16 protein-coding genes are annotated in these 19,723 nt (G+C 44.4%); 11 read left to right on the forward strand and 5 right to left on the reverse strand.

All coding sequences use genetic code 11. The annotated features are described in order from the left end of the window. The first annotated feature begins 216 nt into the window (after positions 1–216). The 8 genes from V5G28_RS07825 (at position 217) to V5G28_RS07860 (ending at position 12,533) form a co-directional block, all read left to right on the forward strand. Positions 217–2,367 (forward strand): AMIN domain-containing protein, encoded by a 2,151-nt coding sequence (locus tag V5G28_RS07825; protein WP_332990580.1) that lies wholly within the window; start codon positions 217–219, stop codon positions 2,365–2,367. Between the two features lie 528 nt (positions 2,368–2,895). Beyond that, complete coding sequence (locus V5G28_RS07830; RefSeq protein WP_009457351.1) at positions 2,896–3,180, forward strand: HU family DNA-binding protein; 285 nt, start codon at positions 2,896–2,898, stop codon at positions 3,178–3,180. A gap of 34 nt (positions 3,181–3,214) precedes the next feature. After that, positions 3,215–4,441 (forward strand): threonine-phosphate decarboxylase CobD, encoded by a 1,227-nt coding sequence (gene cobD, locus V5G28_RS07835; RefSeq protein ID WP_332990598.1) that lies wholly within the window; start codon positions 3,215–3,217, stop codon positions 4,439–4,441. Positions 4,442–4,658: 217 nt separating this feature from the next. Then, positions 4,659–6,152, forward strand: a complete 1,494-nt coding sequence (locus tag V5G28_RS07840; RefSeq protein WP_332990600.1) for a dihydrolipoyl dehydrogenase family protein — start codon at positions 4,659–4,661, stop codon at positions 6,150–6,152. Between the two features lie 633 nt (positions 6,153–6,785). After that, a complete protein-coding gene (locus tag V5G28_RS07845) occupies positions 6,786–7,559 on the forward strand; it encodes a DUF502 domain-containing protein (RefSeq protein WP_332990602.1) in 774 nt (257 codons plus the stop codon). A 109-nt stretch (positions 7,560–7,668) separates the two neighbouring features. Then, the gene (nusB, locus tag V5G28_RS07850) at positions 7,669–8,319 is read left to right on the forward strand and encodes a transcription antitermination factor NusB (protein WP_332990604.1); all 651 of its coding nucleotides are present in this window, start codon (positions 7,669–7,671) and stop codon (positions 8,317–8,319) included. A gap of 238 nt (positions 8,320–8,557) precedes the next feature. Beyond that, positions 8,558–10,213 (forward strand): signal recognition particle-docking protein FtsY, encoded by a 1,656-nt coding sequence (gene ftsY, locus V5G28_RS07855; protein WP_332990605.1) that lies wholly within the window; start codon positions 8,558–8,560, stop codon positions 10,211–10,213. A 919-nt stretch (positions 10,214–11,132) separates the two neighbouring features. Continuing rightward, positions 11,133–12,533: a GAF domain-containing SpoIIE family protein phosphatase gene (locus V5G28_RS07860; RefSeq protein WP_332990607.1), complete on the forward strand. Its 1,401-nt coding sequence runs from the start codon at positions 11,133–11,135 to the stop codon at positions 12,531–12,533. 11 nt (positions 12,534–12,544) lie between these two features. Here the strand turns inward: V5G28_RS07860 and V5G28_RS07865 are convergent, their stop codons facing one another. Beyond that, a complete protein-coding gene (locus V5G28_RS07865) occupies positions 12,545–13,171 on the reverse strand; it encodes a hypothetical protein (RefSeq protein ID WP_332990609.1) in 627 nt (208 codons plus the stop codon). A 69-nt stretch (positions 13,172–13,240) separates the two neighbouring features. Here V5G28_RS07865 and psbP point away from each other — a divergent pair, with 69 nt between their 5' ends. Beyond that, entirely contained in the window at positions 13,241–13,786 is a 546-nt protein-coding gene (gene psbP, locus V5G28_RS07870; RefSeq protein WP_332990611.1) for a photosystem II reaction center PsbP, read from the forward strand. Positions 13,787–13,808: 22 nt separating this feature from the next. Beyond that, positions 13,809–14,402, forward strand: a complete 594-nt coding sequence (locus tag V5G28_RS07875) for a Maf family protein (RefSeq protein ID WP_332990613.1) — start codon at positions 13,809–13,811, stop codon at positions 14,400–14,402. A gap of 104 nt (positions 14,403–14,506) precedes the next feature. On the opposite strand, the gene V5G28_RS07880 is transcribed toward V5G28_RS07875, so the two are convergent. Beyond that, positions 14,507–14,944, reverse strand: a complete 438-nt coding sequence (locus V5G28_RS07880; protein WP_332990615.1) for a cupin domain-containing protein — start codon at positions 14,942–14,944, stop codon at positions 14,507–14,509. 116 nt (positions 14,945–15,060) lie between these two features. After that, positions 15,061–15,366 (reverse strand): small RNA NsiR4-regulated ssr1528 family protein, encoded by a 306-nt coding sequence (locus V5G28_RS07885; RefSeq protein WP_096567696.1) that lies wholly within the window; start codon positions 15,364–15,366, stop codon positions 15,061–15,063. A gap of 269 nt (positions 15,367–15,635) precedes the next feature. Between V5G28_RS07885 and V5G28_RS07890 the strand changes: the two genes are divergently transcribed. After that, on the forward strand, positions 15,636–16,022 hold the full coding sequence (locus tag V5G28_RS07890; protein WP_332990618.1) for a hypothetical protein: 387 nt from the start codon (positions 15,636–15,638) through the stop codon (positions 16,020–16,022). Positions 16,023–16,123: 101 nt separating this feature from the next. On the opposite strand, the gene V5G28_RS07895 is transcribed toward V5G28_RS07890, so the two are convergent. Further along, positions 16,124–16,378: a hypothetical protein gene (locus V5G28_RS07895; RefSeq protein ID WP_096567691.1), complete on the reverse strand. Its 255-nt coding sequence runs from the start codon at positions 16,376–16,378 to the stop codon at positions 16,124–16,126. Between the two features lie 163 nt (positions 16,379–16,541). Beyond that, positions 16,542–19,637, reverse strand: coding sequence for a phosphoenolpyruvate carboxylase (locus tag V5G28_RS07900; protein ID WP_332990622.1), 3,096 nt, complete (start codon positions 19,635–19,637; stop codon positions 16,542–16,544). Between the last annotated feature and the right edge of the window lie 86 nt (positions 19,638–19,723).

Raw genomic sequence — 19,723 nt, forward strand, 5'->3', positions numbered from 1 at the left:
GCTCCCTCATCTCCCTCATCTCCCTCATCTCCCTCACTCTCTCACTCCGTTCGGGGTTCGGCGAACTCACCCGAGCCGCTGAGCGCTCACGGCGAAGCCCTCACTCCCTCATCCCCCTTGCTCTGAGTACTAAAGTACTCACTACGAACTAGGAGTATATTTTACGTTTCATTTCGCCCACTTACTTAATCGTTTTCCAATTATGAGGAATGAACTGTGAAACAGCTTCACGCTAGTAGTGTTGTGTTAGATGCCGCTGCAATTGTTTTTTTAGCGGCTCAACCAGTATCGGCACAGACTACTGAAATTACTGGAGTGCAGCTCAGTCCACTTAATGGTGGAATAAATATTGTATTAACAACTGCCTCAGGCTCACGCCCACAAATTTTTACGACAAAAAAAGGTAATACTTTAGTTGCAGATATTATTAATACTCAATTACGTTTACCACAAGGAAATAGTTTCCGCCAAGACAATCCGGCTCCAGGCATTGCCTCAGTGACAGTTAATCAACTTGATGCTACTAGTATCCAAGTGAGAGTGACCGGAACAAGCAGCACCCCTAACAATCAACCTGTAGTGCGAAAGCAAAATGAAATTATTCTTGGTTTTACCTCAACAGAGGGAAGACAACCAGCACCGCCTTCTGATTCACCTCAACAAAGTCAAAAGCCAAGCGTTCTGGTTCCCAACCCCCAAGTTAGCATTGACGGCACACCTACACAAGCACCAGGTTCAAACACGAACCAAGCTCCACCTTTCTTACCCAGAGCCGTTGCACCACCAGTAGGTGATATAGCCATTTCAAATATTGATGCTTCTCCTAGCAATATTGACTTGGGAACTCAAGAACGAGTGTCTCGCTTAGTGTTACGAGACGCTCCGGTACGCGAGGTTTTATCACTGCTTGCCCGTGCTGCTGGTCTTAACTTGGCTTTTGCAGGAAGAGAAGCAGGAGAGCAAGCTTCTGGAGGACAACAGGCACAGCAGGGACAACAGGGTAGTGCTGGGAGTGACGGACTAACAATCTCGTTGGATATAGAAAACGAGCCAGTTCAAGATGTTTTTAACTATGTCTTACGCCTCAGTGGTCTTGAAGCAAACCGCAGCGGACGGACAATTTTTGTGGGAGCAAAACTGCCCAATTCTACTCGTGATGTGATTGTGCGTGGTATGCGACTCAATCAGGTAACGGTGGGAGTAGCATTGAACTTTTTAGTCGGCTTGGGGGCAGAAACCGCCGTCAGTCGCGAACGACCCGTTACCAGTGTTAATGCTGTGCCTGTGGGGGCTGGAGCTAACCCCATAACCCAAACCCAGACTACTACAGAAACTAGAATTGAAACTCAACGCATTGATTTTAAAGACTCTAATCCTCTACTGCGAGGTTTACAAGCATTAGGAGACGAGCGCACCAATTCGATTACTTTAATTGGTCCTCCCAGGCAAATTGAAATGGCGATCGCTCAACTCACTCAGCTTGATATCCGCCGTCGGCAAGTTGTAATCAATGTCAAAATTGTTAATGTTGATTTACAAAACACAAAAAACTTTAACACCAGCTTCTCCTTTGGCATAGGTAACAACTTTTTTACTAATGATGGTGGTGCTGCAGTTCTGAATTTTGGGGGTTCCAGACCAGCTAACGCTAATGAAGTGACCACTAGTCTAAGTAGTTCTCCAACAATCAATAACCCTCAACCAGATAATCCCTTAAAATTCCCTAGACGTTTGCTAGCTAGTTTGCAAGCTCAGGTGACAAATGGTAATGCGAAGATTTTGACTGACCCAACTCTAATTGTGCAAGAAGGTCAAAGCGCTAATGTTAACTTGACTCAAGAAGTGGTAGGCAATATTCAAAGGCAAATAGTTCGCGATCAGAATCTTGCCACAGAAACGATTACAGCTGATAAAGAGCAAGTAGGTTTAACGCTAGCTGTTAAAGTTGAACGGATTGACGATAATGGTTTCGTTTCTTTATCGGTAGCTCCTGTTGTAAAAGCACCCCAAGCTCCAGTTGACATAAATGTTGGAGGCGGTAGCCAACAAATCTTTTTGGTATCTGAGCGTTCGCTAAATTCTGGCTTAATTCGCCTCCGAGACGGTCAGACGCTAATTCTTAGCGGTATCATTCAAGATTCAGACCGGGTCACTGTGTCCAAGATTCCGATCTTGGGTGATATTCCTATTCTGGGTGCTTTATTTAGAAGAACAAACAAAACTAGCGATCGCAGCGAGGTAATTGTATTACTAACGCCTCAAATCGTAGAAGATTCAGAACGCTCCTCTTTTGGCTATAACTACACCCCTAGCCCAGATGTACGGCAAATCCTCGAACGTGGTGGTTTACAGGTGCCAAAGCGTTAAAATACAGCAATGAGCCAAACAGCTTCCCTACTGAATCGGATACCATCTCCACAAATCCTTTCGCTAACTTATGGCAACGTCACGAATCAAAACAAGATCCCCGACTTCTTAAAGAAGTCGGGGATCTTAATAAGCTCAAGCCCATAGAGTTATTAAAATACCGTCATTAAACTTAACAAAGACTAACTACCATTCCACCTGTTTATCCCTCCATTCCCCTCTGTTCCCCTAGCAACAGGGGTTTTTACTAAGTATTTTTTCCTACTTTAGGGGTGGTTTTGAGTGAAACAATTGCCTGATTTCTAAAAAAAATCCTGAAATCTATATAAATTAATGGTTTCATCTATCCACTTCTGGCTACGACACTTTAGAATGATTCATTGAAAAGTCGAGCCTATGGGAATTACAGCCTCTTTAAGCATAAAGACTCATAAGAGCGGCTTTTGTAAATCTCCAAACAGAGATTTAAGTAAAGATGTGTCAGGGCGTCTCTGTACACAATCTCAAGTAAACAATTAGGAGTTTGACATGAACAAAGGTGAATTGGTTGATGCCGTAGCTGAAAAGGCTAGTGTTACTAAAAAACAAGCTGATGCAGTCTTAACTGCGGCTTTGGAAACCATCATCGAAGCAGTTTCCTCTGGCGATAAAGTCACTTTGGTGGGATTTGGCTCATTTGAATCACGGGAACGTAAAGCCCGCGAAGGTCGCAACCCCAAAACAAATGAGAAGATGGAAATTCCGGCAACAAAGGTGCCTGCTTTTTCCGCTGGAAAATTGTTTAGAGAAAAGGTTGCACCCCCAAAATCTTAGGTTCTGTTTTGGTTTTTTAGGACACCCTTTTTCTATGCGGCAACCTGCACACGGGGGAAATCTAGCTTGGGCAGCAGCGTTAGCTGGCTGTCCCCCAAGTGCTATTCTGGATTTTTCTGCCAGCATCAGCCCCTTGGGACCTCCAAACAGTGCCTTAGCGGCAATTGAATCCCAATTGGGCAACCTCAGGCACTATCCAGACCCTGATTACGGTGAACTGAGACTTGCTCTCAGTCACTTTCATCAACTGCCTCCTGAATGGATTTTGCCGGGTAACGGCTCGGCAGAATTACTTTCACTGGCAGGTCGGGAATTAGCACAATTAGCCGCAACAGCTTTGATAACTCCAGCCTTTGGCGACTACTATCGGGCGCTGGCGGCATACCACGCTGAGGTACTGGAGTTTCCTTTGTCTTTCGGGACTAACGATCAAGAGTCATTTGTCATTCGTCATTTGTCAGTTATCCATGACAAACAACAAACGACCCTTACAGGTATCTCCTCCCCAGAGGCTGCGCCAACGCCAGTTCCCTACGGCGGGAAACCCACCTATGCCCTAGGGGCGGGCTTCGCCAACAGGACTGGTCTCACAAACGACAAAGGACTATTGCTGAATAACCCCCATAATCCTACGGGGAAGTTATTTTCGCGGGAAGCCATTTTGCCATACTTGAAGGAATTTGCCTTGGTGGTGGTGGATGAAGCTTTTATGGATTTTCTGCCCCCAGGACAGGAACAAAGCCTGGTAGAGGTGGTGCAGGAATATCCAAACTTAGTGATTTTGCGATCGCTCACCAAGTTCTACAGTCTCCCTGGTTTGCGACTGGGATATGCGATCGCCCACCCCGACCGTTTGCGGCGCTGGCAGTTGTGGCGTGACCCTTGGCCGGTAAATACCTTGGCAGCAGCGGCAGCAGTCGCTGCCGTTGCGGATAAAGAGTTTCAAGAACAAACCTGGGCATGGCTACCAGCAGCACGAGATCAACTCTTCCAGGGTTTAGCTTCTTTAAGCGGATTGCAACCCCTGCAAAGTGCGGCTAATTTTTTACTCGTTGAATCACAACAATCTAGTTCGCAGTTGCAGCAAAAATTACTCAAGCATCACCAAATTTTCATTCGTGATTGCCTAAGTTTTTCGGAACTAGGCGATAGGTATTTCCGGATCGCCGTACGCTCTGGGCTAGATAACCAGCGCTTGCTAGAAGCTCTATCATTAGTCATTAGTGATGAGTCATTAGTCATTAAGAGAAAGGACAATTGATCCTGAGGGGTATCTCCTGAGCCTGCGGCACGCCTAACACCGTTAGCGCAAGCTCCTCCGGAGGAGGCACGGAGACGCTGAGCGCAAAGCGTGCCGCTAGGCATACGCGAACGCCAGTTCCCTGGGCGCGGAAAACCCTCATTCACCCTGCGGGCAGGCTACGTCAACAGGACTGGTCTCACAAAGGACAATTGACAAAAGACAAAGGACAAATAACGTGACTATTGACTACGATGTTGTGGTTATTGGTGGCAGTTTAGCTGGACGCTATGCTGCCCTTACTGCTTCTCAACTCAGAGCCAAGGTCGCTTTGGTGGAACCAACGACAAACGGTGCATTAACAAAGTTAAACGCACCTTACGAGTTTATTTCTCACCATGCTTTAAACTACATCAGCAACCTTGCCAAGAAACTGGGTGATGCAACACTATTTGGGCTTCAGACCTCATGTGCTGATAACTCAGAAAAATGCCAAATTTCTGCTCATGCACCCCAAGCCATGTTGTATGCTCATGGCGTTGTCTCCAATCTCCAAGAGCAGCATTCACCTGCCGTTTTAGCTGCCCAAGGAGTTGATCTCATCTTGGGCAATGGTCAATTTGAATCGTCACCCCATCTCTCATTTGCCGTTGATGGGCGAACGCTACGCGCACGCAGCTATTTGCTTGCTACGGGTTCGCGTCCAGCAATTCCAGAGATTACAGGATTACAAAGAACTGGCTTTCTGACCATACCTCAGATTTGGCAAGCGCTCTCGCGTTCTACACCACCTAAACAACCACTTAAACAGTGGGTGATTATTGGCGGTGTTCCCCAAAGCATCGAATTAGCTCAAACTCTAGCGCGGTTTGGTTATGATGTGACCTTGGTTGTAGAACACCCGAATATTCTTCCTGATGTTGATTCTGAGATAGCCCAAATGCTTTGCTATCAGTTGGAAGCAGAAGGTGTGCGCGTCTTTACCAAAACACGAGTCACTCAGGTCAGACAAATTGAGGATAAAAAATGGCTTCAGGTGGGAGATAAGGCAATTGAAACAGATGAAATCGTAGTCGCGACAGCACAGCAGCCAAATATTGAATCTTTAAATTTGGCCGCGGTAGACGTGAAATGGAATCAGCGCCGCCTGCTGGTGAATGAGAAACTGCAAACTACCAACAAGCGCATCTGGGCTTGTGGTGATGTGATTGGTGGGTATGAATTTGTCAATATTGCTCATTACGAAGCCAGAGTAGCCCTGCAAAATGCACTCTTTTTCCCTAGGTTGAAAGTCAATTATCGACATATTCCTTGGGCAGTCTTTACTAACCCAGTATTTGCACAAGTCGGTTTAACAGAAGCGCAAGCCAAACGCCGCTATAGTCCTGATGAAGTTATTGTTTTGCGGCAGTTTTTTAAAACATTATCAGCTGCCCAAATCCGAGACGAAACTACAGGTATGTGTAAAGTGATTGTCCGACCCAATGGGGAAATTTTGGGCGCTTCGCTCTTAGGTGCAGAAGCTTCCGAGTTAATTAATGTTATTGCAATGGCGATCGCCCAAAAAATCAAAGTCAATCGCCTAGCGAATCTCGCTCCTTTGTGTCCCAGTTTCTCTGAAATTTTTGAGCAAGCTGCACTCTCTTGGAGTCAGCAAAAATTGAGTCGCAATCTTGCTTGGCAAGAGTGTCTGGAAAGCTTCTTTGACTTCCGACGGAATTCAAATTTCTAAATTTGAACTTACTCAAACCACACGAATAATTGATTGTCAATACGTATTAAGAATGAAATCAACCGATTCACCACGAGTGAAAACTCTGAGCGGGCAAGCCAGATCACCTTTGAAGGTTGCAAGGTTTCACTTGAACTAATAACCCAAAATTGATTTTCAAGCAATGCCCAAATACGAACTAGCTCTCATTAATGTTATATTTTATAGAACTTCATATTTGTCACAGAATTCTAAATTAGCTGATTGTGCCGCAGAGAGCGCCACTTATGAGCAAAAATACTAACAAAGTTCGGTGATCCCTTCCTAGAACAATTGAGCAGCTTTTTATGTAGCAAGCTAGTATTAGTAATACCTTAAAAGGTTTGCAACAATAGTTTATAAGTCTTACAAAGAAAAGTAACAAGTCGTTAGACTAAAGCGCTACCACCCTGCTTGGTCTGCTTCTATCTGCAGTAAGTAGGAAAATCGCTGGGCTTGCCGCAGAAACAGGCATTTTTTGCGGGATTAGCGCTCACTGTATGCCGTGTTGGACAGTCATTGGGGGCATCTTGCCCGTCAAGGGAGAAGCACGCGGTAACAAACAGCACTCCAAACTGCACAAGACTGTCCTCCCCATTTGACGAATCTACTGCTATGAGTAGTAATCAAAGAAGTTCCACTTGCCCAAAAAAGGAGAATAGGGGCTTGGCAATCAATCACTGGAAACAGGATCTCAAAAATGACCTGATTGCTGGGTTGCTGGTCGTGATTCCCCTAGCAACTACCATTTGGCTCACGATTACTGTTGCAAATTGGGTCATCAACTTTCTTACCCAAATTCCCAAACAACTAAATCCATTTCAGGGAATGCACCCCATCTTGGTCAATGTACTGAATCTCTTAGTGGGACTGATGGTACCACTACTGAGTATTCTGCTGATTGGCTTGATGGCTCGAAATATTGCAGGACGGTGGTTACTAGATGTAGGTGAACGGCTGTTGCAGGCAATTCCCCTAGCTGGACAAGTTTACAAAACTCTCAAGCAACTTCTAGAAACACTCTTAAAAGATAGCAACGGCAAGTTTCGGCGTGTGATTTTAGTAGAATATCCACGCGCAGGAATCTGGGCGATCGGCTTCGTTACGGGTATCATGAGTAGCGAGATCCAGGCTCAGATGTCTCGCCCGATGTTGAGCGTTTTCATACCAACAACCCCCAATCCCACCACTGGATGGTATGCAGTTGTTCCTGAAGACGAGGTTATAAACCTGTCATTGTCGATTGAAGATGCCTTTAAAATTGTAGTTTCTGGTGGCATTGTTGCTCCTAATACCTCCCTACCTCAATTGGTTATTTCTAAAGAACGCCAACGAGAAGTGCCACCCTTAGAAGCAAAACGGCAGGTTATTCCTCTCGAAGAAACTTAAAATCATGTAGTCATTAGTCATTAGTCATTAGACAAGAGCAGTTATTCTTGTCTGCCACTTTTCAACCTAAAACCAAAAATTCTTCCTCATATACTCTGAACTCACTTTTATGCAAGAGCGTAAACCACGTCAAATTGCTCGGGAATTGGCACTATTAAGCCTAAGCCAACTGCCGATGAACCCGAAAAAATTAGAAAAAATACCACAAGAGCAACTCGTACCAAAGTTGGTGCTAGCAGCAGTACGCACCCTGCGATCCGAAGTTCAAGATACTTTAGACAATGCGGCTGGCGAACTGCAACGCAGTAACGATCGCCTTCTGACTAGCCAAACACGCGCCGGTGACCTCAATACCGCCAGAACAATGGTAAAAGAGGCGATCGTCCACACGCAAACAGCAATCAACAAGTTGGCTGCGACTATTGAATTTCCGGAACTCATTCAACTTGCTAATCAAGACAGAGAAGTCCGCGAGTACGCCAAAGACATTATCATCGCTGTTAATGAAAACCGAAACACCATAGACGAGGAAATTTCTACTGCCTTGGTAGATTGGCAAGTCACTCGCCTGGCACACATAGACCGGGATATACTGCGAATCGCTGTGGCAGAAATGAAGTATCTTCAAGTTCCAGAAAGCGTGACAATTAACGAAGCCATAGAGTTAGCTAAGCGCTACAGTGAAGAAGATAGCCATCGATTTATTAATGGTGTTCTGCGGCGAGTCACTGACCAAAGAAAGGTAGCAAGTACTACATAGCAAAAAGGTTCAGTTATTCACTCAAGAAAGAATGCCAACTCAGTTTATTTGTGCCACTCAACCCCTGGCAATCAAATTTTTTCCTAACCTCTCTCCCACGGGCGGGGGAAGGGGTAGGAAATTTTGGGTTGGAAGCGGTGAATCATTTGTGGCAAAGATTTCCTCAAGAAAAAGTTAAAAGTCGAATTAAACTCATAAACTGAAATAAAAACTTAAGTTTTATAACTAACTAGCTGCAATGGTTTTTAATTGGTTCCGCCGTCAACATAACGAGCCTTCTGGTACTCCCTCTCAACAAAAACAGGAAGAAACTCCTGCTGTAAAAGAACCTCAACCACAACCAGCCGAAACCTCAACCTCAGAAACTGCACCTGAGGTAGCGACTGACTTACTGGCTTATGCAAAAGCTGCTTATAAAAATATTCAGCAAAGGCAACAACCCCAGTCAACAGAAACAAAAGAAACTGAGGTAACAGCCCAAGCACCACCAGAAGAACCTGAAACAGAACCAGTTCAGGCAGAAACGGCACAACCCCCAGAAGAAGTTGTTGTAACTGCGGACCAAATTACTGCCGAAGAACCAGATGGCACAGATGAACTCAGCACAGCACCAGAGGTACCAGAAATTGCCGAAGAACCAGATGCTGACAGCTTCATGACCACAGATGTCGCTTCACCAGAACCCACTGAACCACCGATAACACAAGAGGTAACGCAGCCAACAGCACCTACAACTTTATCATTTTTAGAAAGAGCAGCGGCAGAACGGCAAGCAAGACAAGAAAGACTCATAGCAACCGCAATTGAAGTCCCAGAACCAGAGGTTCAACAGCAGGTAGCTGCAACCACCACTGCACCAGAGGTAGCAGGGGAAATTCCTGGATTAGACTTAGATGAAGGATTCTTATGGTCAACAGAAGTCTTGGCGGCACAAGGTCGGCGTCCAGAAGACATTTCTTTTGAAGAAATCACTTGGCTGAAAAAGCTGCGACAAGGCTTAGACAAAACCCGCCGTAACATCCTCAACCAACTCAAGGCAATTGTCGGACAAGGACCACTTAACCAAGCAGCCGTAGGGGAGATTGAGGCATTGCTTTTGCAAGCCGATGTCGGTGTGGAAGCAACAGATTACATCATCAATACTTTACAGAACAAGCTGCGCCAAGAAGTCCTACCACCAGAAGAGGCGATCGCCTACCTGAAAAGCATCTTGCGAGATATGCTGGATGCACCAGTCAAACAATCTAGTAAGCCTATCTTTGTCCCAGAAAAAGAAACTCTCAACGTTTGGCTCATTACTGGGGTAAATGGCGCTGGCAAAACCACCACTATCGGTAAACTCGCACACCTAGCAAATAAATCCGGCTATAAATGCTTGATTGGTGCAGCGGACACCTTCCGCGCCGCCGCTGTGGAACAGGTTAAGATTTGGGGGAGTAGAAGTGGTGTGGAAGTTATTTCCAATCCTGCGAAGAATGCAGATCCAGCAGCAGTTGTGTTTGACGCCATCTCTGCTGCCACAGCACGAGAAATAGAATTACTTCTGGTGGATACCGCCGGACGACTACAAAATAAAAAAAATTTGATGGACGAACTCAGTAAAATTCGTCGCATTATTGACAAAAAAGCCCCCGGTGCTAAGATAGAGTCCCTTTTAGTTTTAGATGCAACTTTAGGTCAAAATGGATTGCGGCAAGCTGAGGTCTTTTCGGAAGCGGCACAACTGAGTGGTGTCGTTTTGACTAAGCTGGATAGTACTGCTAAAGGAGGCGTTGCCCTTGCCGTGGTGCAGCAGTTAGGCTTACCCATTCGTTTTATTGGTGCTGGAGAAGGAATTGAAGATTTGCGTCCTTTTTCTAGCTATGAGTTTGTGGAAGCACTCTTGAATGGTTAGCTTCTAGGACTTACGCCAAAAATCATCAAATATGGGTATCGTTTTTCCACTGTAAGTAAGGTGGGCAGTGCTAAGCACTAGCATATAATCTGCACATCAGTTTACGGCACTGCCCACCCTACTTTGTATTGTGGTCTGAAACAACCGGATGCACGTTAACACATATAGCGGTTCTCAATTGAAAAGAATACAGTTTTAGACTCTTGTGGGATGGGCAGGAAAGCCCGTCCTACTATCCGAGCGGGCTTTCCTGCCCACCCAACAAAACTTGTATTCTACTCAAGTAAGAACCCCTATATTCGTACCAATGCCCACCTGAAAGAAAACTGCTGTAAGTCAAAATTCCCTAACTTAAAGTTTAATAATATTCTCTAGTGGTAAATTAAAGATTTAAAGAGTGACGGTGAAGCAGCAACTGATTGTCTAACTTTTAGATGAAACGTTCTAATTTATACTGTTTCTCGATTTGGTGCCGCAGCTTGTACCTGTTGATGTGATGATTTATCTACAATGCATTTTTGTTTACATATATTCAGCTATGTGGATAAGGGTAAGCCTTTACAATGATCAGACCCTGAGGTACAAGCAGGCATTCTTGACACTTAACGGTTGAGAAGCCAAGCTATTATATATATCCAAAGGTATATGACTAAGTTATTAAAGTATGATATATTTTGGAGCTTATCAGCGTCTATCTAGAATGGTTGTTTTTTGCAGATCGTTTTGTGCTAAAAATATATGACTCTAAATTGTATATATTAAAAAATTAAATAAGCAAATGAAATATGAAAGACTTTTAGAATTTAGACCTTACGTTTTTCTACTCTTGTTAAACTGACAGGCTTGTCACAATATGGTTTAGCAATCCAAAAACGAAAGTATTTATAAGGAATATAAAACAAGAATAATGTAAATCACAATGGTAACTGTGCCTCAACCACCGTCTCAACCAACTGACAGTAATAGTAGTGTCCCGACAACTCAGGTCACTCCAGTTGTGGCACTCAAAGAACTCGTGGCACGGTTGCACCGAGAACAAAATAAAATTCAAGATTTACTGAGTTCTTTGGGATTTGCTCTGCGAAGCTTCAATAATTTGAATCAGTTTTTGGAACTGATTCCTTTGATGGCAACAAGAGTCACAGATGCAGATGGTAGTGCCCTATTTCTGTACAAACCCAATGGTCAAGTAAGATTAGAACAGCTGCATTGGCAGGATAGTGGGCAGCGTAAGAATATCCGCAAGGCACTAGAAACAGCAACGAGTCAAATCACATATGTACCCAATACCCAACCTTTAGCAATGACCACGGGTGCATTGGATGACTATATGCATCGCTGCTTGGGACCAGATATACAAATCTTTGGTACGGCGATTCTGGTAAAGCATACAGAACGGGGATGGCTTTACGTTTTAAGTCGCGAACCAGAATATACTTGGACAGAAACCAGACAAAAGTTAGTCCGCCTAGTGGCAGATCAAACGGCAGTAGCAATAGAAAATGATGAACTTGCCGTAGAACTTAGAAAAAAAGAACGCTTAGACCAAGAACTAGAAATTGGCGCAGAAATTCAAAGGCGACTTTTGCCACGCCAATGCCCTAATATTTCAGGTGTCTCCCTTGCCGCACGCTGTAAACCAGCCAATCGTGTTGGCGGAGACTACTACGACTTTATTCCCACAAATCACAATCAAATTCAGCCAAACAACAAAGGCAGTTTGGATGCAGATGGGCGCTGGGCTTTAGTGATTGGTGATGTTATGGGCAAAGGAGTCCCTGCAGGACTGATTATGACTATGATGCGGGGAATGCTGCGGGGAGAAGTGTTACACGGTCATCCCCCCAAACGAATCCTGCAAAACTTGAATCGAGTGATGTATGCAGATTTGGAAAATTCCCACCGCTTTGTCACTCTATTTTACTCAGAATATGACCCCAAAACACGGATTTTGTCTTTCAGCAATGCAGCACACAATCCGCCAATGTGGTGGCATGCGGCAACGAAAACAGTGAGTCGTTTAGATACCTTTGGAATGCTTATTGGTTTAGATGCTAACAACCAATACGAAGATGGTCAGGCACAGTTAGAGCCGGGAGATATCATTCTTTATTATACAGATGGCTTGACCGATGCAGCTGCTGCAAGTGGCGATCGCTTTGATGAAGAAAACCTCGTTGTGGTATTTAACTACGCTTGTAGGATTTGTACTGGACCAGAGGAAATTCTAGATTATTTATTTAACCAAGTGCAACAATTTATTGGTGGCGATAAGCAAAACACCGATGATATGACATTGGTAGTACTGCAAGCAGAATAGTCAATAGGCAATCACTGACAAACAAGCGCTAGCCAACTTGGGTATGCGTAAGAATTAAGAGCAAGTAACTTTAAGCCGCAATAAGTCTTAAATACCCAACTTGCTGTTGTCTGAAGGTTCTCCATCAAACGAGTCTCTTCACCGAAAGCTTCAAACGCAAGACTCCACCAAGCATTCTCTTGAATGATTAGATGGGTAAGTTCTACTGTACAACCGTTGTCGATACCTTCATTTTTTGAAACAACAGGTTGTGGTGGAAACTCAGGGAAAACTTGGTAAAGTTGTGAATAACGAATTTTCTGGACACTTACCCATGAAGCGTTGTCTAGAACGAGGTTTGGTTGAAAACTTTCTTCTGTAGGATCACAACACAGCCACTTGCCCCATTTCTCCGTGTTACCTTCTACGAATTCGCCAAAACGCACAACGCCTAATTCTGCTTTGCGCCATTTGACTTCTAGCCGTCCTTGACGCAATTTGATTCCCAAGAAGTCACACGTTGGTGAGTAAAGATACAAATCTTCCCGTTCTTCTGGTGGTTGTAGGGGTTCAATCAGACAATTTTGCTTAAACCAAAGTTCAACCTCTTGCGGTATTGTGCCTGGGTAAAACCAGCGTAGTTCGTAAGTTGTCAGCATACATGGGACAATGAAAACGAGAAATTACACTTGGCTTGTGTTGCTTCCAGCCTAAAGGAAACTGTAGAAATGTGGAAAAGAATTGTATTGATTTTGCTATTGGTGTTTAGCTTCAGCTTGAGTCATTCTAGCGTAGCGGCTGCTGCTGGACTGAAAAGCTATGTAGACACCACTGATGGTTATGAGTTTTTATATCCTAACGGCTGGGTGCAAGTTAAAGTTGCCGACGGTCCGGATGTGGTATTCCACGACATCATTGGGGTGACTGAAAATATTTCTGTAGTGATTAGTCCAGTTCCAGAAGGGAAAACTTTGAAAGAACTAGGGACACCAGGAGAAGTAGGATATAAGTTGGGAAAAAACGCTCTTGCTCCTGAAGGTTCTGGTCGCACAGCAGAGTTAGTCAATGCCGCAGAGCGGGAATCTAACGGAAAAACATATTATCTTTTAGAGTATACAATTTCTCTACCTAAGAACCAACAACGCCACAACCTTGCTAGTGTTGCTGTCAGCCGTGGCAAACTTTTTACGTTCAATGCCTCAATTCCTGAAAGACGTTGGGGTAGAGTCAAACGATTAATTGAAGAATCACTAGAGTCTTTCTCAGTTTACTAGTTCTTACTTCCATACTCCTCCTATGGGCAGCCCATCCTTTGTACTCGCCTCTGCTTCTGTTGCACGACGCCGCTTGCTGCAAACAGCCGGAATTCAGCCTTTCGTTTGTGCCAGTGACTTTGATGAGTCACAAGTTCAAATAAATGAACCTGCACAATTGGTAAAAACTTTAGCCCAACGAAAGGCAGAAACTGTCGCCCCTCAGTTTCAATCTGCTTTAATCATGGGTTGTGATTCGGTTTTGGCTATTAACGGCGAAATTCATGGCAAACCAGCAGATGCTGAACAAGCACGTCAACGCTGGCAAAAAATGCAAGGTCGTTTTGGCGACCTTTACACGGGTCATGCCTTAATAGACAATACACAAAAAAAGACTATAGTCAAGGAACAGGTAACAAGAGTTTACTTTGCACAGCTGAGCGATCGCACCATTGAGACTTATGTCGCCACAGGTGAACCTTTAAAGTGTGCTGGTGCGTTTGCCCTTGAAGGTCGTGGAAGTCTGTTTGTAGAAAAAATCGAAGGTTGCCACAGCAACGTGATTGGACTGAGTTTACCTCTGTTACGGCAAATGCTAGCCGAACTAGGGTATAATGTCACGGATTTTTGGCATTGAAACCATATGTAAAACCCCCTGTATTACTTTTAAGGGGGTGATGCCGAAATTCGGTCAAAATAAAACTCTTTGCAAATAATTGTAAAAAGCTGACTGGCGCTAAATCATTTAGATACAGGATCCAGGAAGGCAGTCCCAGGCTTTCTCACCTGAAATAATACTAATGTCGCTGGCTCCGTTGAGCTAGGATTCCTAGCACGCACAACGAGATTAATTGGTTCTATAATCGCTTTGCCAGCAGGTACTGTAACTGAAGGCTGCCCTGACTGAAAATCAACTACATACGAACCGCTCATTGTGTAAGCGAATACAGGTGCTTTATGTGTATGCCAGATACTGACCTCTCCTGGTGCCATAGTCGCCGTGAGAATTTCGCTTTGTAACTCTGATACCTTTGGTATTTCGCTAGTCTTTATATTGAGAACGCTAGTTGGCTCTGGTGTAAATTGCTTTGGTGGAGCCTGTGCAAACGAGCTACCCCAGTACCCAACTCCAAGCATGACAACAAGCAACACTACAACAAGAACTTGTTTAACCTTCATTCCTCACACCTCAAGTGATATGAATATAGTTGACATCTTGAAGTATCCACAGTGTCCCCCGCTCTTAGACAGCGATCGCTACTGGAGCGCACAGCCTTTGGACAATCCCTTTGGTATCATTTAGCGCCGTAGAAAAAGGCAATTTCTTTTTCTTTTAAGGGAGCAAAACCAGCGTCTATCAGTTGTTGGTTGAGTTCTCCTTGGGGAATATGTTTTGCTCCAATTCGCACAATGCGCGATCGCATAGTATTGCTAACTCCGCTACGCTGTCTGTTCGCTTCTAGCCCCATGACTTTGTGATAAAGTTCCAGCTTGACGGGGGGAATAGGGGAACCATCAAAATCTATGCCGCGCTCAATTGCTTCATCAATAGCATCAGCGCCTTTGGTTGCTTGGTTCTCTTGGTTAATTTCAGTAGTCATGGCAATTTAGTCTCACCCTTACTAGAGAATTTTACCAGCCAAGGTGCATTTCCTTTCTTTCCGAGAGCTTTGTTGCCTCGGACATAATTTTTCGTGTTGTACCTCCCAATCCCCAATCCCTAATGCCTAATCCCTAATCCCCAGTCAGCGCTATATTCTTGACTTTTGGCTTCTGTTGAGCATTATTGCTGTATGTTTCGACATACGCTTGTCACTTTTGGAGCTTTTGGTTTAATCTCAAACCAACGGTAAAGCATAATAGTTGCGCTATGTCAGACCCTCACACTCCTCGTCAAAAAGACCGTGCCCTAGAAAAAGCTCTAACCAACAAAATCATTGATGATTATTTTGATAACTCAGAAAGCTGGTTGCGAGCCATTTTACGGATGTGTATCTTCTCTTTGGGTCATTTGGATGGACAACCCGTATTTGTCGTAGAGTGTCCCAATCAAGCAGTAGCTAAACGGTTGAGTCGAAAAACCCATCCTTTTAGAGGAATTGTATATTATTTAACTGACAATTTTAACGCTGGCGATCGCTCTATGTTTTGCTACCAGGAGCCTTCTGAGGGAACTTGGCGTTGTTTTGACACCAGCACAAACTCCTGGAAAACTCTGAGGAAACCACAAACGCCAACAGCCCCAACTGATAGTTAAGAATGAAGAGCGAACAGAGAAGACTGAAAAGCAAAATTTTTCTTGTTTCTTATGTCTTCTCTGTTTCTTCTTTCTTGTGTCTTCTCTGTTTCTTCTTCTTCCTATTGCCGGCTTTGGCGTGTTACTAAACCCCCAACAAACGCACCTAAAACAGTTCCTGTCCACAGCCCTGTTGTGCTCCCTTGCCAAACTGCCCCTGGTGTTACCAAAGCGTTACACATCTCCTTCAAGCCCCAAGGTTGGTTTTGACACTTTTGAGTATGGAGAGTTATAGCCATTTGCCCTGCAATGTAACCTCCAGAAAACCCTGACAGGAGTGCTAAAAAGGTGCAAATTAGAGTTCGATTTTTAGTCATTAGTTATTAGCCATTAGTCATTAGTCATTAGTCATTAGTCATTAGTCATTAGTCATTAGTCATTAGTCATTGTAGAGACGCGCCATGGCGCGTCTCTACATCTTTGTGATTAGTCGAAACTTCTGGACTTTAGACTAATGACTTTTGACGAGAGTGTAGCAGATCAACCAGTATTTCTCATGCCTGCGGCGATCCCGTTGATGGTTAACAATGCCCCTCGCAACAACTCGCCTTTGCTGTAACGAGAGTGAATGACTCCGGAGGTTACATTAGTTCGAGCTTGACGCAGGCGCTTGAGTAGGGAAACTTGTATAAATCCTAGGGGTACAATTGTACCATTGCGTAATTGTACTGATCGCTGCAATATCGGATCTCCATCCAAAAGTCGTTGATGACCGGTGATTTGCAAAACCAAATCCCGTGTCTGGTAGAATTCATTGGCAATTTGTTCAAAAACCTTCTCTAAACGGGCTTTGTCTTCAGGCTGGGATAATTCCTGAACATACTGGTGCGCCATTTGTAAGTCTACTTTTGCCAAGGTCATTTCTGCCTTGGAAATCACCATCTTGAAAAAGGGCCACTTGATATAGAAATAACGCAGCAACTTCAAATGTTCTTCTGGTTCTTCGTTTAAGAATTCTTGCAATGCTGTACCAACACCATACCAAGAAGGTAGCAAGAACCGGGTTTGCGTCCAGCTGAACACCCAAGGAATTGCGCGCAGACTGCTTAAATCTTTCTTGCCAGATGGACGACGCGCAGGACGAGAGCTAATTTGTAGCTGGCTAATTTCCTCAATTGGGGTGACTTGATGGAAAAAGTCAATAAAATCAGGTTGTTCGTAGATGAGGTTGCGGTAGTGAGCACGCGATCGCGCTGCTAGCTCTTCCATGATTTCATTCCAAGGTTCTATATCATCGAACCCCGTCCGCAGCAAGCTTGCTTGAATGACAGCAGTGGTGATAGTTTCCAGATTATACAGCGCTAAGTCCTGCAAGGAGTACTTAGAAGCCAAAACTTCTCCCTGTTCGGTAATTTTGATGCGTCCATTGATACTGTGACCAGGTTGAGCCAAAATAGCTTCATAAGCTGGACCACCACCGCGTCCAACAGAACCACCGCGTCCGTGGAAAATCCGCAAATTCACACCATATTCTTCTGCAACTTTCTGTAATGATTTTTGAGCTTTATGGATTTCCCAGTTACTGCTTAAAAATCCAGAGTCTTTATTACTGTCAGAATACCCCAGCATCACTTCTTGTAAGTTGGGCGTGAGTGGGGATGAAGGGGATGAGGAAGATGAGGAAGATGTTGCTCCCTCATCTTTCTTATCTCCCTCATCTTTCTTATCTCCCTCTGCTCCCTCTGCTTTATACCCTCCTGCTAGCAAAGCACGATACAAGGGCAATGCAAACAGTTCTCCCATGACGCTTATTGAGCGTCGCAAGTCTTCTACCGTTTCAAATAAAGGAACGACTTGAATAGTGCCAACAGCAGTACCGGGATCATAAAGCCCGGCTTCCTTAGCCAGTAGCAACACTTCCAGCACGTCGCTTACCTGGCGACACATACTGATAATGTAAGTTTGGCAGATGTTATAACCAAACTCTTGTTGCAGCGATCGCACCACGCGTAAAGTTTGAATGACATCGTTCGTTTTTTCGGAAAATGGCAGTTCTGCTGGAATTAACGGACGGCGTGTTTGCAGTTCTCCAACCAGCCAAGCTACTCTCTCGTCCTCTGTTAGTTCGTCGTAAGGAACTTTTAAAACTCCCAAGTACTCTAGGACTTCGTTTAAAGCATCTGAGTGACGCGATGATTCTTGGCGGATGTCGAGATGCGTCAGGTTAAAACCAAAAATTTCTACCTGACAGATCAGGTTTTCCAATTCTCTACAGCTTAAACCTGTTTCTGTCAAGTTGCGTTCAATCAGACGCAGTTCTGCTAAAAACTCTGCTCCTGAGCGGTAAATGGGAATATTATTGCTCTTGAGAGTTTCTCGTTTATACAGAGCTAAATTGCGATCGCGAGTATTTTCCAGCCGCTTGAGCACATAAGAGAGCTTCAAGCGATATGGTTCTTGGCGAAACCGCAGAGCCAGTTGCTCGTACACTTCACTCAGTTGAGATTGCTCCAACTCCAAAGATTCCAGCAAGTCTGGTAATATATCACTCCAGTGCAGCGATAAACTCAACAAGTTAATCAACTTCTTCACCGACTTGATATATTTTTCCAACACCATATTGCGCTGATAGCAGGCTGTTTCCCAGGTGATTTCTGGTGTCACCGATGGGTTTCCATCCCTATCTGCTCCTACCCAAGAGCCAAACCTACAGAAGTTTTTCCGGGGAGGTTCCAACCAGGGAAAAGTGGTAGACAATGCATATTTGAAGCGTTTGTACAAGTGGGGAATGGCATCAAATATCACTTCTTGGAAGTAGTGTAAGGCATAGTCTACTTCATCTAATACCTCAGGTTTAAACTGGTGTAGCTCGTCGGTACGCCACCACAGGCGGATTTCTTCGAGCAATTGTTCTCGCACTTCTTGTGCTTCCCAACTAGGAGCACCATTGGTAGAGCGTTTTTCCACTGCATCCAACTGTTGCAATAGATCAACCACGCGCCGCTGCTTATCGCGAATTGTATGACGGACAATTTCTGTTGGGTGCGCTGTGAACACAAGCTGCACGTCCAACTGAGCAATGAGACGTTGAATTTGCTGTGGTGGTACGTTTAGATTGAATAAATGAGGGAACAAAGTGATGAAAGTCCCTCTTTTTTTGCCGTTAGAGTTTGCCTGCCAACTTTTGGTAAGCAAATCTGCTCCTAGTCCACTGTTAACAGGATTTTCTGCTTCTTCCTGGTTTGATGAACATATGAAATCTGGTAAAGTTTCTTGAGTTCCTGATCCTGCTTCTACTTCATAACGAATTAATTGCTGCTGTTGTTCGTAGTCCTGCTCTATGATGTTGATCAACTGGAAATACAAAGCGAAAGCACGAGCTGCTCGAATTGCTTCATTGATGTTCAGCTGCTCTATCAACTTAAATACAGAGGAAGCTTGGTCGTTGATTGCTTGTCCCTCTGGCGAACAAAAATCGCGTAGTTGGCGCAGTAAGTCTACCATCTTTTGACCGCATTCTTGCCGAAGAACAGACTCCCACAATTCCTCGACGACTTGGAGGCGATGGCGCAAAAATAAATCGGAGGCGGGGTAGATATTCACTGCCTGAGTAAAAGAGTATAAAAGGGAACTCATATCCTTTATTGTGGTTAAGGAGGTTAATATTTATGAATCTTTGTTTGTTCGTTTTCGCGCGTTATGGCAATTGCCACAGAAGCATT

The sequence above is a fragment of the Scytonema sp. PRP1 genome, assembly GCF_036697665.2.
Lineage (GTDB): Bacteria > Cyanobacteriota > Cyanobacteriia > Cyanobacteriales > Nostocaceae > Kalymmatonema > Kalymmatonema gypsitolerans.